Origin of the sequence: Allorhodopirellula solitaria (assembly GCF_007859855.1) — a bacterium.
Taxonomy (GTDB): domain Bacteria; phylum Planctomycetota; class Planctomycetia; order Pirellulales; family Pirellulaceae; genus Rhodopirellula; species Rhodopirellula solitaria.
Genome location: NZ_SJPK01000006.1, coordinates 306,310 through 322,221, shown reverse-complemented (window position 1 = coordinate 322,221; position 15,912 = coordinate 306,310). Strand labels below are relative to the sequence as shown.

Sequence of the window (15,912 nt, the reverse complement as noted above, 5' to 3'; positions counted from 1 at the left end):
GTAGCACACACCGGATCGGTCCGATGCGCCAGCACCTGGCCGAGCCCGCCACGGGGAGACTGGCGTGAGAATTGCAGCGATCGGCATTCGCAACGTAATTCCCTTTGCGATCAAGAGCATCTCCATGTCCACCGCCCCCCTCCATTCTCCGTTGACCGAGTCATTTTCAAGCCGCAGACACGCGCAGCACACCGCTCGGTCGGAACCAGACGGTGCCGGCTCAGCTGGTGAATTGCCTCGCGCGGGCTGGTGGTGTCTGCTCATTGGCAGTTCCGTGGCGTTCTTGACGAGCGCTTACTTGGCCTGGTCTTCGCTCACCTCGTCGGCAGTCGCAGGCTGTAGCGGCGGCAGTGTTTTCGATTGCAGCCACGTTCTGCACAGCCGTTGGTCGTCGGTGCTTTCGATTCCAGTCAGCCTACCAGCGATGGCAACCCATGCACTGATTCTCGGGATGTTGGCTTGGGGTGCGATGAGTTCTCGCAGCCCTCAGTTGCGCTGGTCGCTGGTCGGCTTCTCCGCACTGATGGCTGGCGGCGCTGCGATCTGGTTTACCGGCCTCCAGGTCTTTGCTTTGGAACACCTCTGTCCTTATTGCCTGGTGGCCCATGCGGGAGGACTGCTCGTCGCTGCGGCGTTTCTTTGGTCGTGGCCGATTTCGACCCGAGCTATGAAATGGGTCGCCTTGGCCGCTACCGGATCGCTCGCCGGAATGATCGGACTGCAGTTCGCTGCCGAGCCACCGCAAACATTTGAGGTCATCGAGCACACCGCTCCGCAAACGACCGTGATCGACCCAGTTGCCCCGGTAGAAGACGATGAACTCGGTGAAGACGACCTGTTTGCCCCTCCCGCCTCAGCGGACCTGCAGTCGTCAGTCGAACGGGAATTACAACGCTGGCAATCGGAGTCATTGGCTCAGTGGGCCTATGTGATTGCCAACCCAGCGACCCTGTTATTGGGCCAAGTCCCCGACGCGCCAGCGGAGCGCAAGACAGCGACGATTCTCAATGGGGTGAAACTCCATACGAATGCGTGGCCCTTGGTCGGCGATCCGAACGCCGAAATGGTCTTCGTCGAAATGTTTGACTACACCTGCTCGCATTGCCAGCAAACGCACGAAGTACTCGCAGCCGCTCGCGAGCATTTCGGTGACGATCTCGCGGTGATGACGCTACCGGTCCCCATGGATCGGAGCTGTAACCCGACTGTCAATTCCACACCGAGCGATCATCGGGAAGCGTGCAATCTCGCCAAGCTCGCGATCGCCGTCTGGTTGGTCGATCACGCGAAATTCGACGAATTCCACAATTACCTTTTCGAATCCAAGCCGAGCTACTCAGACGCTTTGACGCAGGCCGCAACGGTTGTCGACAAGGATAAGCTCGACGGTGTCCTGCAAAGCTCGGTACCAAGCGATTACATCAAGAAACACGTATCGCTCTACAAACGCGCCGGCTCGGGAACGATCCCTAAACTCCTTTTCCCCAGGACGACGACGGTCGGGGCTGTAGCATCGCCCCAAACGATGATCGATATGATCGAGAAGTACCTGTAAACTCATTTGTCCGTTTCCCAGTGGAAACGGGAGGTTGGATATCTCATCAAGGACGGATGGACGATTTGGTCAATCGATGTACCGCCGAGTCAGGTCGGCGTAAGCGTCGACACGGCGGTCTCGTAGAAACGGCCAATGGGTGCGGACGACGTCCATCTCGACCTGGGAACAATCAGCAGTGACGATCTGGTCGCTGTGATCATCGCCGCGATCGAGAATCTCACCCCGGGGCGATACGATGAAAGAGTTCCCCCAAAACTCCACCCGACCTTCGATTCCAACCCGGTTGGGAGCGCCTACGAATATCCCGTTTGCGATCGCATGAGCACGCATGCTCGTCATCCAAGCGTCGAGTTGACCAGCCCCGTATTCGTCCTTCTCTTCATCGATCCAACCGATTGCGGTGGGATAGAGCAGGATGTCGGCGCCGGCGAGCGTGAATAGACGAGCCGCTTCGGGGTACCACTGATCCCAACAGATCCCAACACCGAGTTTCGCATATCGCGTGCTGATGACATTGAACCCGTTGGGGCGGTCGCGGGGAACGTCGGAATCCCGGCGGGCGGTATCACCCGGTGTGAAGTAGAACTTCTCGTAGTACAACGGGTCATCAGGAATATGCATTTTGCGGTACATGCCCGCGATCGATCCGTCCGCGTCGAGCACCACCACACTGTTGTGATACACTCCGGCGGCGCGTCGTTCGAATAGTGGGCAGACTATCACTACCTCCAGTCGCCGGGCTAACTCCGCAAGCGCATCGGTCGTCTTTCCCGGTACTGATTCAGCGAGATCAAACATGCCATGATCTTCGGCTTGGCAGGGGTAGCAGGTAGCAAACAGTTCTTGCAAACAGATGACATGCCCACCCCGCCGAGTCGACGACTCGACCGATGCGGCGGCCTGTTCGATCAGCTGAACCGCGGAGGCTAACGTGGCTGCGTGATCGCCTCGCCAGCGCATTTGTACAAGCGACAATTTCACAGTGGATGAGTTCATAGCGATGGAAGTCTATTTTGTAACGGGTACCGGTACCGATGTCGGTAAAACATACTGCGCCTCCAGGTATGTTGAAATGCGCCGCCGGACTGGCCTACGCGTCGGTGTGTATAAGCCAGTGGCTAGCGGATGCATTCCTGGTGATGACGGAGACTGGGTCGCCGAGGATGCCGTCGAACTCTGGCGGGCGGCCGGTTGCCCGCTGACCCTCGAGGCGGTCTGTCCACAGAAATTCGCCGCGTCGCTCGCTCCTCCTCAAGCCGCGCTGGCCGAGGGCCGGGAAGTCGATGAGATGGAGTTGCTCCGCGGTGTCGACGCGTGGACCGGGCCGTCGAGCAATTCTGCTGCCGAGAATGATGCCCGGTTCGATGTGCTCGTCGTCGAAGGGGCAGGCGGGCTATTCAGCCCTCTCTCGGCATCGCAACTGAACGTAGACTTTGCACGAACACTGCGCGAACGGTTACCGCCGCTCAAAGTGGTGCTGATCGCCCCCAACCGGCTCGGAGTGATTCACGACTGCATCGCCGCCGTTCGCGCAGCCCAAGCCGCTGGCGTCGGAATCGATTTGATTGTGCTCAACCGCATCGCCAGCGTTGCCGAGAGCAAAGACCACTCAATCTCGACCAACGCCCAACAGATCGAGCACTGGACCGGGTGTCCGGTCGTGGAGCAATGGTCCTGAAGGCGAAGCATACCGAGACGCTGCCCTAACGGTTACCGACAATTTTTCCTACGCCGAAGACGTTTTAGAGAATCGCCGGTGGTTTGAGTGGAGCGAACACCACCGAAAAAACTGAAGATAGCTCACGTCAACGCCCCAACGGGCAACGCTGTGAAGCATTTTTTTCGCGAAAACGAGCTGTTAAGCATCGCGTGATGAATAAGTGGCGAATTTTGGGAAACCTTTTCTGTAGTGGACGAGGCGACGAGGCCCTCAAAGCCAATCGATCACGCAAAGCGAAACGACTCGTTGCCTCGTATGGATTGCCCACAGGTTTGCTCCCCCGTGTGCTTGTCACACGGGAAGCGACGTTTTGAAATTAGAAAACCGCGGCATCGATACGCGTTCCCCTGTCAGCTTGTCTGGCAGGAAACCAAGCCGACAAACTTTGCTTTCATGCGGGGCAAGCCCACATGGGAGCGGGGGCAACGCTCCATCGTTCTAATCACAAAACGGAGATTCCTGCCAGACAAGCTGACAGGGGATCGGGTTTTGTGGGGAATCAACAGCTCGCCCGCCTCGACATATACGACATTGATCACTCGCTCGCACCGGTTCGCGGGCGTCCCCACCGCACACACCTGAAAATCACTTCACAGCGTTACCCGTTGGGGCTCAAGAACGCCGAAAGAAGAGCTCTCACAGAATTCGCCACTCAGTGATCACGCGATGCTTAGGCTGCGCGGCGTACCGATTCTTCGTGGGTCGGACGAACGCCCCACTTACCTGCCGCGTTGCTCAGCACGACGGTATCGGCGTGCGTTACTTTGCCGAGATACTTCGCCAATCCCTCGGCGTGAGCCGATTCGACACTGGAATCGATGAGGATCATGTCAACGGCTCCAAAGCGATGGGCGACATTGACCAGCCCCCGCGTCACCGATTCTGGAAAGATTACCGGGCGGATCGGCAGTCCCGCCAATTGCCGGTGGTAGTCCCGCATCGTGACCTCGCCGCCTGCCATCTCGAATTCATCGATCACGATCGCTTTGAATTTGCTCGATTCGGTCCCCGATTGGGTCACCGAGGCAAGGATGGCGGGCATTCTCGAACCGTTGCCGATGCCAATCTCCAAAATACTGGATGGATTGGCTCGCCCGAATTGCTTGATCAACGCATCGTTCTCACCACGCGAGAGCATCGACAAGACACCGCGGCGAGCGGGCGTAGTCTCCGCTACCGGCTCGGTGGCCGGAGCAACCTTCGCCGTTGTGCTGGCCGCTACTGACGGGGCAGTCCGCACTGGTTTGGCAGCCCGCGGTTGTTCAGCCGGAACTTTAACCGGCCGTGGCGATGATGACGCAGCATCGCTCGACACATCAGGCGTAACCGCACTGGGCTGGGCGGGGGACTTCGTTTCGCTGCTGCCGCCGCGAAGTGAATTCCAAAGTTTTCTCAATGACATTGGCGTCGCACCCTGAACAGTCGCTCCCACGAGACAAACGAAGCTGAGACGCAGTGGATCCTCGATCGTGATGATGTGCGTGTCGCCTCACTAAGGATTCTCTTCGGAATCTTTCCCATGCCCACTCGAACCCGATCCGACTCGGTCGGGTTGGGCAATTTGGGCGAAGATCGACAGGGCCGCGACGAGGTCAATCGTCGCGACGCGGGGGTGCGTTTCGGGCCGGATTATGGTTGGTCCCAAAGCCGGTACGGATCGTCCAATCGGACCATTTCTGATAATAGCAGGGCTTCGAGTTCGGCACGCTTCTCAGCAAAACGTGGATCGTCGGCAAGATTTCTCTGATCGGCTGTCGGAGAGATGCCCAACTCGTCGCTAAGATTCTCATCGTGGTGTTGAGTGAGGAACTCGTGCGGGTTCTCCTTCAGATTGAACAACTGTGTTTTACGGACTTTCCCGTTCAAGACATCGAACTTGACTAATTTCCAGTCGCCTTTCTTGACGCACCGCATCCCGGGTTTGGTCCCGCCACAGTACACGCCGAAGAGCGTGTCACGAATCGTCGATTGCTGACCTTGGAGAACCTTACGAAAGCTTATCCCCTCATTCGTCGCTGGCGTCTCGACGCCAGCGAGGTCACATAGCGTCGCGAGTGTGTCGAGCAGATAGGTATTGCCGATCGCGCGTGTCCCGGCGGGGATCCCGGGGCCTTTGGCGATGAATGGGACTCGCCAGGTATGCTGATAGAGGTTCTGTTTACCCTGCAGGCCATGTCGGCCGATCGCCATTCCGTGGTCGGCGGTGTAGACGATGTAGGTATTATTCAGTTCGCCGAGCTGTTCGAGTTTCTCCAATACGCGGCCAATCTGAATATCGATGTTTTCACTACACGCGAACTCGCGGCCGATCTCATTGCGGATGGTGCGTTCGTCACGCCGCTTCCACACGCCTGAAACGGCGACCTCATCGCGCAGATTGGGATGGCCATGTGGGAAGGGGTGTTCGGGGAGATAGTTGACCGGCAACTGCGGCTGTTTGTCGTTGGCCGGGGGGAGAGAGTTGCGGTCGGTATGATTGACGGCCCCATACTTTTCGTTGAGATGTGATTTGCCGTCACGAGTATCGTGCGGGTGAGAGAATCCGAAATAGATCAAGAACGGATCTCGATCCTCATCGACCTCGCGTTGTTGCAGATAATCCAGCACTCGGTCGGCGTGCCAGGCACTGCCGGTTTCGTCGGTGGGCCCGCGTTTCACCGCTTCGTGAACCACCGTGAACTTTTGGTTGGCAGCTTTGTAGCTATTGCCACGTTTGCAAGTTCGCATCGTGTCGTAGCCCGCCCGGTTGAAGACCGCCGCCAACGTTTGATCGGCGAGGTTCTTCGGAATCAGCTCAGCCTCATTGGGTCGGGCGGCTTTGTCCTTCGCCTTGGGGGTGCTACCGGGAAGATGCCAAACGGTTCGCCCGCTCATGATCATGTGCCGGGATGGAGTGCACACGGCGCCAGACCAAGAGCCCATCTGGTAGGCACCATCGAGCACGACTCCTTCACTCGCCAACCGGTCCAGATTCGGCGTGTCGAGAATCGAATTGGGGTTGTAAACCTTCAAGTCGAACGGAGATTGGTCATCCGCCAAAATGAACAGGATGTTGGGTCGCTTCGCTGGCTCGGAAGCCTCCTGAGCCACCTCCGCCCGTCCTGGTGTGGAGAGCACACCGATCATCAGGGCGGTGAGGAGGCCGGACATCCAGGGCCGTCGAAAGGGGGGAACCGAGAGTATCATGTTTATCCAATATTTGCAAAAAACCGAGTTCACAACAGTAACCATTTCGAATCAGATTTTAATTCATAGCGAGATTGGATTGGTCCGATTCGATACGACCATCTCGCATCCGGATCACTCGCTGGGCGGCGTGGGCGACCTCCTCACTATGAGTGACCGTGATGAGGGTCATCTCACGCTCGGTGTGCAATTGCTCGAACAGTTCCAATATCCCTGCTGCAGTGACGGTATCTAGGTTACCCGTCGGTTCATCGGCGAGCAACAATCGGGGATCATTGGCGAGCGAACGGGCGATCGCGATACGCTGCCGCTGGCCGACCGATAGCTGCTTGGGCAAGTGTTTTGAGCGATCGGCCATCCCCACCGCCTCGATCAGCTCGTGCGCCTTCGCCACTCGCTCGGCCACCGTCATGCCGCGGCCAAACATCGGAACTTGAATGTTCTCCAACGCCGTCAACGTCGGTAGCAGGTAGAAGGATTGAAAGACAAAGCCGATCGCACGCGAGCGCAGCTCATCGAGATCCGTCTTTTCATCGACCACCGCCCCCTCGAAAGTGAGTGTGCCCGAAGTGGGCCGGTCGAGTGTGCCGAGAATGCTCAGCAGTGTCGATTTCCCACTGCCGCTGGGCCCCATGATCGCTGCATACTCGCCGGTTGTTATCTCAAAGCTAACCCCGTCGAGCGCTCGCACATTGCCGTCGGGGTACTCTTTGGAAACGTCTTCAACAGATAGCAAGACAGGGTTATCGTTCATGAGGTCTCTGAATTCGGATTCGCGATTGAGCTCGTCGAAGAGCGGCTAGTCGAGGCTCGCTAGTATGGCAGTCACGATCTTTTTAGCAAGGATTTCAGTTTCCCGTTCTTTTTCGGACTCGTCGGGTATCGTTTCGAGTTCCTTGAGCAGCCGCTGCTGTTGGACGGGGCAGAATCCGAGGAACCATGATTTTGCGAGCGCGTGTCGTATCTCCTTGAGCCGGATCTCTCTCATCCCAACGTCGAGTTGGTGGCGGATCTCCGCCGTCATCAGCGACATGCTATCGATCGATTGACGCTCGGTGATCCCCCGTTGCTCGAATGTCCCGAGCACACCATCGGGAAGAAAGAGCCGCTCGGTGATGGCGAGTTCTTCGACATTGACGGGGCCTTCGGGAGCATCGTGAGCTAGCTTTCCCCAAGCGGTGCTCATGCACTGCGCGAATGAGATTGTTGCAACATGCTCGCCTCCTTGGAACACAGAGCGTTCCATCTCGATCAGCTCTGCGATCGTACTATCCATATCACGGAATAGTTGGTTGATATCGAAGTAGCCCGCCTGCTTGGGAGCGGTTTCGACAATGCCTTGGGCGATTTGCCAGCACAGATCGATCAACTTGCTGCGCCCGCCCACCTGGAATACAGCGCTGGGACGGCCCTGGTGGACCTCCTGACAAGCCGCCGCGATGCAGGTCAGGTGCGCCGCGACCCGGGCCACTTGCGCATCCGGATTCCCACGAGGCACCTTGGCATCGGCGATCATCCTCGACCACAGGGCTCCACAATAGGACTCGAATAAGACGCCGAGCGAATTGGTGTCTTCGATCACCGCCTTGCGATAAACGCTCCTCAAGTCGGCATTGCATTCGTAGCGTTTGAGCCATTTGTTGGCCAGCTCACGACTCGTGCTGGGCAATTCGAGAAATCCCTTAATCTCCTGAGCCAACGTTGGGCATGCAAATGCGCCGTCGGTCCAGATGGCTTCGGCGAAGATATCATCCTTGTGGTAGGTCACCTCGTGGTAACACGCCAACCGGTACGAGGTAAGCAAACGCTCGCGGAGAATACTCGACAGCGGCTGGCACATAGGCAGTCGCTTGATTGAATCATGTTCAGCGACTCCATCGCGCAAGGTCGCTTGAAAGAGTTCGTGCTTCTGCGAGGCGGCCTCATCGCCAGCGGTGAATTTGCCTGTGGACCCCTTGTCCTCCACCGGAGCCTTGCCCTTTCTCGATCGATTTTTGGGAGGGCTCTTGAACATCCACGACTCCGGGTGGTTGTTGAACCATGGATACAGTTCGCTGCAGAAACGCGAGCCGATGTGGTATCCCAACGATCGGTAGGCAGCGACCTGTTTCTCGTTGTAAAACTGGTTCACCGTCGGTTCGTCAGGAAACGAAGGAAACAGATTGCGGATATTCTGAATCTCGATCGGGTCGGACGACGTGATCGACATCTGGCAATAAACCAATAGTGCTTCGGGGCGCTCGGGTTCGGGGTACCGGACCCGCATGCACAGAAACGGTTGATGCACGAGCCGGCTCTCTTGATTGATCTCGAGACGCCCAAAGTCGATCGGGGCTTCGTGGTCGAGATCGAGGAATCGGATACCCTGTTCCTGCGCGGCGCGTTCGCACATCGTCGCCAGGGTCCCGAGCGAGTTACCACCCACGTTCGCGCCCGCATCGCTGACGACGATCGTCTCGCACCGTCGCCGCAGCAATTCGCTGACGCCGAGGTAATCGACATAGCCGCCGTCGGCGACATAGAAGGATTGATTTTGGTTGAATTCGGGCTCGTGGTAGCTGTCCTTCGGAAAGCAAAGAGAGCGAATCCAACCGGGCGATCCGATCTGAAAGCACCAGCAGTACCAAAACAATGCTGTCGTCGGCATTACTAATAGCAGTGACCATCGCAAACCAACGAATTCCCAACACACCCCCCCGACCAACGCGGCGGCCGATAGCGATAGAATCCACGGGTGATTGTTGGCGGGAGAGGAAGTCGCCGCGGTCCGGTCAGTACGGCGAACACGTTGACCAATTCCGGTGTTGAAGAAGTCGAGGATGATCGTCAGCCAGCGGTTCTGCGTCATTAAAGGTGTTACCGCTGCACCGGAGAGTGTCACGGCATCAGCGAGTGTCAATGGTGGCCCGTGCGGGCTGCCGGAAAAGCTCACCTGGTGGCTATCGATCGGGGTCTCTCGCTCTTCAAACGATCCACAATACTTGGGACTGAAGACGAACGGACGCGCCGCAACCCGGTAGCTGCCATTGACCAGGGAAGGTTTCAACGCACCTGCAAGAATCAACGGATAAGGCAATCCGTCGCGACAGGGATCGAGCTCGCTCAGCCGGCGATCTCCGTACCGCTTGCCCGGGGATTCGGTAGGCACCAAGAAATTGGATGCAAGTTGGCGACGATAAAAATGGAACACGGTTGCCACTCGTCGTGGCCCGAGTCCGCCAAGTAACCCTGTCAGCATCAGCAGAGTCCAGCCGAGCAACCATCGCTTCCGGGTTTGCTGGTCATGAGGTGGCACCACGAGTGTACTGGGAATGTCATATCGCTGGACCACCTTCGGATAGAGCCCTTCAAGCAACATACGATTGGCAAAGGTGGCATCGCGAGCATTGTTGAGAGCACCGTCATTGGCCGATTCTACGTCCGGGTGCCGAAGCTGGAGGCTATGAAAATAGGTCGCGAGTTGCTCTGCTTGGGGCTTGTTAACCCTGAGGAGCCCTGAGTCGACCAGTTCATTCACGCGTAAGAATTCGTCCTTCTTTTCCGATGTGATCGCAGACTGCCAATCTCGATTGTTTTCGCGTGAATCATTGTCTCGAGAAACGAGCTGCGCTAGCAAGAAATAGGTGAACGCTACCGATTCTAGGTTCGTGTTGAAGCCTTTGAGCGACTCCGCTCTCGACACACGAATTTTGTGATTGTCTGCGATCAACCTATTCACAGTTGCTTGGATGGACGACGACTCCGGTTTGCCCGCGTCCTCTACGTTGTCTTGTTTGATGGGACGCATAATCGACCGCCAGTAACCGTGTGCCGCCGCAAGGATCCGAGTGGGTAGCAACCAGGGGCCGGCATGATCCTCATCGTCCGCCGATTTGATGGCATCGCGATAGGTGATAACGTCAGGCGGTGGAGGTTCGGATAGCGAACTCTCGATATTCGGGTCAACGATTCCGTCGGCAACGCGGTCCATTCCGAAAAGATTGATTCGGGAACGCACCACCGCGCCGTGCCACGATCCGGGAGGCTGGATTTTTTCATCGGCTGAGTCAACTCCCTTTCCGCCACCTGTCGCAGGAGAATCTTCGCCTTCAGGCGTCGCGTCGCCTGGATCTGCGGACTGGTAGGTGTTGCTAATCTCAGTGAACCGCGGCCAATCGAGAACATCACCAACAACCAGATGAGGGTCGCGGTGTTCGGTGTAACCACTGATATTCTCGCGTCCCATCCAATGAACCATCGAAAACACCAGAGTCACGACGACCATGGTCGTGACCGATTGTTGAGCGTAGCGTTGCCAACTCTTTGCTTCGCCGCGTTCGGACCGAAACAATCGGTCTCGACCGAGAAAGACCAGGACCTGGATCGTCCCAGCGAGGATGGCAAAATATTGAACGTATCGATTCAGATAGAGCGTATCGCTTCCATCTCGGACGAACGATTTTCCATTTCCGAGAAAAATCGCGATCGATGTCAAGGACGCGAACACGATTCCTAGCAACATGGTCGCTCGGAATCGACGATGAAACGAAAGCAATCGCTCGTTGAGCACCTGGGATGAAAACCGGCAAAACGTCAATCCAATCTCGCCGGCGACCATGAATGCGATCAGAATGAATGCGGGCAGGAAAGCAATTGTCAGTTCATCGCCATACTGGTTCAAGCCGAGAGCTTTGTCATAGATTCCGCGAAACGCGAAACTGTCAAACGAACGCCATAGCAACGCGGCGAGCGTCGCGACGATCCCGATTGCACCGAAATAGAATGCGAGCGAAAAGAAAAGTGACCAGAGATAGGCGGGTATGAACTCAAGTGGACGACTGAGGTATCCGCCAATGCCTGGCAACCGGTGTCGTCTCGTTTCCCCCGTTTCAGGATCCCGACCGAGATCGCGACGCTTCGGGTCGTCGTGAAAACACTGTTCCGACTCGCTATCACTCTGTGACGTCAGGTGCCCCGCAATGTAGCCACCTCCTGAAACGCTGCACAGAAAGTCGACGTAGCGCAGCAAGCCTCGATGTGACAACGCCTGCAGAAATCCATCGTTGAAGAGCGCCGACCGAATCCCACCACCGGACAATGCCAATCCCGTCAAGTTTCTCGGCTCTTCACCCGGTGTCCCCGGGTGATCGGCATTCGCGCTGGGGAATGCCTGTTCCCTCCGCCGCTTGACGCACTCCCACTCATCTTGCCGCCACTGCTCGGGAGCCTTCGCTCGCTTCTCCGAACTTGCTGCCTGCTCAACTGAATCTTTCATTGCCGAACCTTCTCTGACCACCAACTGAACACAACACAGAAGGAGGGGCAGACACCCACCCTATAGATGAAAGGGTAGTCGATCCGCATCCCGGTTTGCTTCGGCAGCCGCAAATTTTCTGCAACTATTTGCCCAATGGATGAGAAGATGCGAAGATTATGGCGATTTCACTCGTAAGAAACCTCCCCAGAGTCCGTCAGCCGAGTTTCCAACCAGATGTCTAGCAATAAACCCTGGCTCGAAGGACCATCGCCCAAGGATCGTGCCATTGCCAAAATGTGGCAGGGCGGGCCGCTGTTCCTGATCGGGGTTATCTCAACGGCGGGGACGGCTTACTTCTTAGGCTTGGTCTGGATTTGGACGGTGCTCGTCGGGATCGCCGGTCTGTTTTGGTTTTTGACCGGATTGATCACGTATTGGACGGGCGCTGAATAGGATTCAGAGCGACAGAATACGAATATTTCGGTACCATGCTTCGGCCGGCGGGCCGCTATGGATCTGGACCCCGATCACACCGGCGCGGGGAATTTCAGAGTCGGTCTCGGTATAGCGAACCGTGAGATTGCCGTTGAGGAAAATTTCGATTTGGTCCCCTTTGCAGACGATCCGCATCCGCACCCACTGCGTTTCCGGCACGCTGGTCGGTTCAGCTTCCCCCTCGCTCGCTGGCGTGGAATTGGGCGTCCCGGACTGCGCCGTCGTCCACTTCACCGCAAAGGGAGTTTCTGGCTCGGCCAGCATTTTTCGGCGGCGAGACTCGTCGTACAGTCCCCCCCACACCGAACGCCCCCAGGCGTGCCCCATGTCGGCTTGATAGCCCACGACCTCGTTAGCGGGCACACTGTCACTCTTGCGGGGGCGTCGCGAGCGGAACTGAACGCCCGCGTTCGGATCTTGGCCGCGCATGCGAACCTCCATCCGCAAATCAAAGTCAGCAAAGCTGTCGGTCGTGCAGAGAAACTGGTTCTTGGGGATCGGTTTCTCAAGCCGCCCGGCGACGATGGCTTTGTTTTCGGTACGGAACCAGTGCCCATTGCCTTCCCACCCCGCCAGCACGGTGCCGTCAAAGAGCGGCCGTGAACGCTGAGAAAACTCCTTGTCCGTCACCTCGGTGAGCCGGGAAGAGTCTTGAGCGTCCGCCGCGGCCGAGAAGGACACCACCGCAACCAGGGCGAGTGCCCGAAACAGCGGCGTCTGCAGCCGCGGTCTCCCGCCCCGTGGGGCCGTCGAGCGTGACTTTTCTGGGTGTTTTGTCGCGGCGGGCTGTGGCCGCTCTGCGGAGATCGCTGCCCGCCTGGCTGAAAATCGAATCATTTTTCCCTCATCTTTGTGGATCGCGTCAAAACGATCATACTCTCTTCGCACCCGTCTCGCATTTCTCTCCGTTTTTTCCAAAACCAAGCCACCAATCTCGCCATGAGTACCCCCGCCGACACAAAAACCGCTGCCGCCAACGACGCCGCCGCTCTGAATAGATACAGTCGCCATATCACGCAGCCCAAGAGCCAGGGTGCCTCTCAGGCGATGCTGTATGCCACCGGCATGACTTCGGAGGACATGAACAAGCCCCAAGTCGGTATTGGCAGCATGTGGTACGAGGGAAATAGCTGCAACATGCACCTGCTCGACTTGGCCGCCGAGGTCCGCAAGGGCGTCGTCGACGCGGGACTGGTCGGGATGCGGTTCAATACCATCGGGGTCAGTGACGGGATCTCGATGGGCACCGATGGGATGAGCTATTCCCTGCAGAGCCGCGACCTGATCGCTGATTCGATCGAGACGATCATGGGCGCACAGTGGTATGACGCCCTGATCACCCTGCCGGGATGCGACAAAAACATGCCGGGCTGCCTGATCGCCATGGGGCGACTGAACCGACCGGCGATCATGGTCTACGGCGGCACGATCAAACCGGGCAGCTACAAGAACGAGAAACTCGATATCGTCAGCGCGTTCCAGTGCTATGGGCAGTTCATCGCGGGCCAGATCGACGAAGAAGAACGATCCGAGATTGTCCGTCGAAGCTGCCCCGGAGCCGGTGCCTGTGGCGGCATGTATACCGCCAACACAATGGCCACGGCCATCGAAGCTCTGGGCATGTCGCTGCCGTATTCGGCCAGTATCCCAGCGGAAGACGCGGAGAAGAAAGACGAGTGCCACCGCGCCGGGGCCGCGATTTTGAATTTGCTCAAGCGGGATATCAAACCTCGCGACATCATGACCCGGGAGGCCTTCGAGGACGCCATGGTGACCCTGATGGCCCTCGGCGGAAGCACCAACGCCGTGTTGCACTTGATCGCCATGGCCCGCGCTGTCGATGTACCGCTGACGATTGAAGATTTCCAAGCCGTCAGTGATCGCACACCCTATCTCGCCGACCTCAAACCGAGCGGAAAATTCGTTCAAGAAGATTTGCACAGCGTCGGTGGCACACCCGCTGTCATGAAATATCTGCTCGAGCAAGGCCTGATCCGTGGCGGGCACTTGACCGTCACCGGCAAAACCCTCGCGGAGAATCTCGCGGAAGTGCCTTCGCTCAAGACCGGGCAATCGATCGTGGCCACGACCGCGTCCCCGATCAAGAAGAGCGGCCATATCCGGATCCTGCGAGGCAGTTTGGCCCCCGAAGGCGCCGTTGCGAAGATCACCGGCAAGGAAGGGCTGCAGTTTTCAGGTCCAGCCCGCGTGTACGACAGCGAAGAGGACATGCTCGCCGCGTTGGAACGCAAAGAAATCCAGAAAGGCGACGTCGTGGTCATTCGATACGAAGGCCCCAAGGGCGGCCCGGGCATGCCCGAAATGCTGACACCGACCAGTGCGATCGTAGGTGCGGGACTGGCCAGCGACGTGGCCCTGCTCACCGATGGACGCTTCAGCGGCGGTAGCCATGGGTTCATCGTCGGGCATATCACACCCGAAGCCCAGGTCGGCGGGCCGATCGGGTTGATTCGCGACGGTGATACAGTCACGATTGATGCCGAAACCAATTCACTCGATGTCAATGTCGATGCCGACGAGATGAAGAGTCGCCTCGACGCGTGGACCGCACCTCCACTCAAGGCCACTCGTGGGACCTTGTACAAATACATTCAATGCGTCAAAAGTGCATCGGAAGGCTGTGTTACCGATGAATAGGTCTGCACTGACGGACGACTGATCCACCGGAATTCGCGATGAAATTGATCGAAATCGAATGGTGTTCGCCCGAGTACCAAGCCGCATTGGAACTTCGCCACGAGGTGCTCCGGGCACCGTTGGGGTTGAAGTTGACCGCGGAGGAACTCGACGGCGAACACGGACAACTCCATTTCGGTGTCTTCGACAACGACGATCTCATCGCGACCATCGTCGCTCGCCCCCACTCAAGCGAGCTGGTTCAGCTACGCCAGATGGCGGTCAGCCCCGCGCGGCAGGGCAGCGGTGTCGGCAAATTTTTGATCGAGCACTGCGAAGCCAACCTGCGTGAGCGAGGGTTTCAGGAATTCACGCTCGACGCCCGCCTGACCGCTGTGCCGTTCTATGAAAAACTCGGCTACCGAAGAGTAGGCGAACTGTTCGAAGTGATCTCGCTCGAACATCAGAAAATGGTCAAGTAAGCAACACACGATGAATAAGTGTCGGTTTTTGTAGTGGACGAGGCGACGAGTCCTGCGGCTTTGGACTCGTCGCCTTCTGTCGATTACTCACAAGTATCCCGATAGGGATGATAGAAAATAGCCGTAGGTCAGCGCAGCGCCACCCCATAGGCATCAAGTTAAGCAGTACTCGAGGAGGTTTGGGTTGGCGAGCAACTCAATTGTTCCTGGTTTTGCCTTGCGTTTGGTCCTTTGGCAACGACGTCGGACGCGGGAGATGAGCCGATTGAAAAAATCCACCAGTTGAGCACTCGATGTGTTGAGGTGACTGGCGATTTCCGCCGCCATCTTCGCAATCGGTGATGCCAGCTTGGCGAAACTAATGGTTCATCCGACGGAAGCGCGCGCCCGAGGTTTTCAAGGCATGGCTCCAGTATCGAAGGATTTATTTGTGGGATGTGATAGTGGATGTTAGACTGGAGCTGCCGGGAGAAACGGAGCCGAGCTCGAATGGCGTGGACATAAGCGATTGCCGCCTGCTGAAACATCCTTCCGTCGAGCTTGTCTCGGCGGAGGAACCAACTGGCAGCTACCGAGAAAATGCGAAGTCGAAACGGTG

11 protein-coding genes are annotated in these 15,912 nt (G+C 57.5%); 5 read left to right on the top strand and 6 right to left on the bottom strand.

Annotated features, from left to right (window positions below; all coding sequences use genetic code 11):
* The first annotated feature begins 124 nt into the window (after window positions 1-124).
* On the top strand, window positions 125-1,555 hold the full coding sequence (locus tag CA85_RS14230; RefSeq protein WP_186774945.1) for a vitamin K epoxide reductase family protein: 1,431 nt from the start codon (window positions 125-127) through the stop codon (window positions 1,553-1,555).
* Window positions 1,556-1,624: 69 nt separating this feature from the next.
* Here the strand turns inward: CA85_RS14230 and CA85_RS14225 are convergent, their stop codons facing one another.
* Window positions 1,625-2,554: a carbon-nitrogen hydrolase gene (locus CA85_RS14225; protein ID WP_146391989.1), complete on the bottom strand. Its 930-nt coding sequence runs from the start codon at window positions 2,552-2,554 to the stop codon at window positions 1,625-1,627.
* A gap of 4 nt (window positions 2,555-2,558) precedes the next feature.
* On the opposite strand from CA85_RS14225, the gene bioD reads away from it, so the two are divergent.
* Window positions 2,559-3,236, top strand: coding sequence for a dethiobiotin synthase (gene bioD / locus CA85_RS14220; protein WP_146391988.1), 678 nt, complete (start codon window positions 2,559-2,561; stop codon window positions 3,234-3,236).
* 712 nt (window positions 3,237-3,948) lie between these two features.
* On the opposite strand, the gene CA85_RS14215 is transcribed toward bioD, so the two are convergent.
* The 4 genes from CA85_RS14215 to CA85_RS14200 all read right to left on the bottom strand — a co-directional run bounded on the left by CA85_RS14215 (window position 3,949) and on the right by CA85_RS14200 (window position 11,718).
* Window positions 3,949-4,680, bottom strand: a complete 732-nt coding sequence (locus CA85_RS14215; protein WP_146391987.1) for a hypothetical protein — start codon at window positions 4,678-4,680, stop codon at window positions 3,949-3,951.
* Between the two features lie 227 nt (window positions 4,681-4,907).
* Entirely contained in the window at window positions 4,908-6,428 is a 1,521-nt protein-coding gene (locus CA85_RS14210; RefSeq protein ID WP_146391986.1) for a sulfatase-like hydrolase/transferase, read from the bottom strand.
* Window positions 6,429-6,522: 94 nt separating this feature from the next.
* Complete coding sequence (locus CA85_RS14205; RefSeq protein WP_146391985.1) at window positions 6,523-7,218, bottom strand: ABC transporter ATP-binding protein; 696 nt, start codon at window positions 7,216-7,218, stop codon at window positions 6,523-6,525.
* A 45-nt stretch (window positions 7,219-7,263) separates the two neighbouring features.
* Window positions 7,264-11,718: a patatin-like phospholipase domain-containing protein gene (locus tag CA85_RS14200; RefSeq protein WP_146391984.1), complete on the bottom strand. Its 4,455-nt coding sequence runs from the start codon at window positions 11,716-11,718 to the stop codon at window positions 7,264-7,266.
* A gap of 216 nt (window positions 11,719-11,934) precedes the next feature.
* Between CA85_RS14200 and CA85_RS14195 the strand changes: the two genes are divergently transcribed.
* Complete coding sequence (locus CA85_RS14195) at window positions 11,935-12,153, top strand: hypothetical protein (protein WP_146391983.1); 219 nt, start codon at window positions 11,935-11,937, stop codon at window positions 12,151-12,153.
* 3 nt (window positions 12,154-12,156) lie between these two features.
* On the opposite strand, the gene CA85_RS14190 is transcribed toward CA85_RS14195, so the two are convergent.
* Complete coding sequence (locus CA85_RS14190) at window positions 12,157-13,032, bottom strand: 3-keto-disaccharide hydrolase (protein WP_146391982.1); 876 nt, start codon at window positions 13,030-13,032, stop codon at window positions 12,157-12,159.
* 102 nt (window positions 13,033-13,134) lie between these two features.
* Here CA85_RS14190 and ilvD point away from each other — a divergent pair, with 102 nt between their 5' ends.
* Both ilvD and CA85_RS14180 read left to right on the top strand, forming a co-directional pair.
* On the top strand, window positions 13,135-14,853 hold the full coding sequence (ilvD, locus tag CA85_RS14185; protein ID WP_146391981.1) for a dihydroxy-acid dehydratase: 1,719 nt from the start codon (window positions 13,135-13,137) through the stop codon (window positions 14,851-14,853).
* 38 nt (window positions 14,854-14,891) lie between these two features.
* Window positions 14,892-15,314, top strand: a complete 423-nt coding sequence (locus CA85_RS14180) for a GNAT family N-acetyltransferase (protein WP_146391980.1) — start codon at window positions 14,892-14,894, stop codon at window positions 15,312-15,314.
* Window positions 15,315-15,912 lie beyond the last annotated feature (598 nt).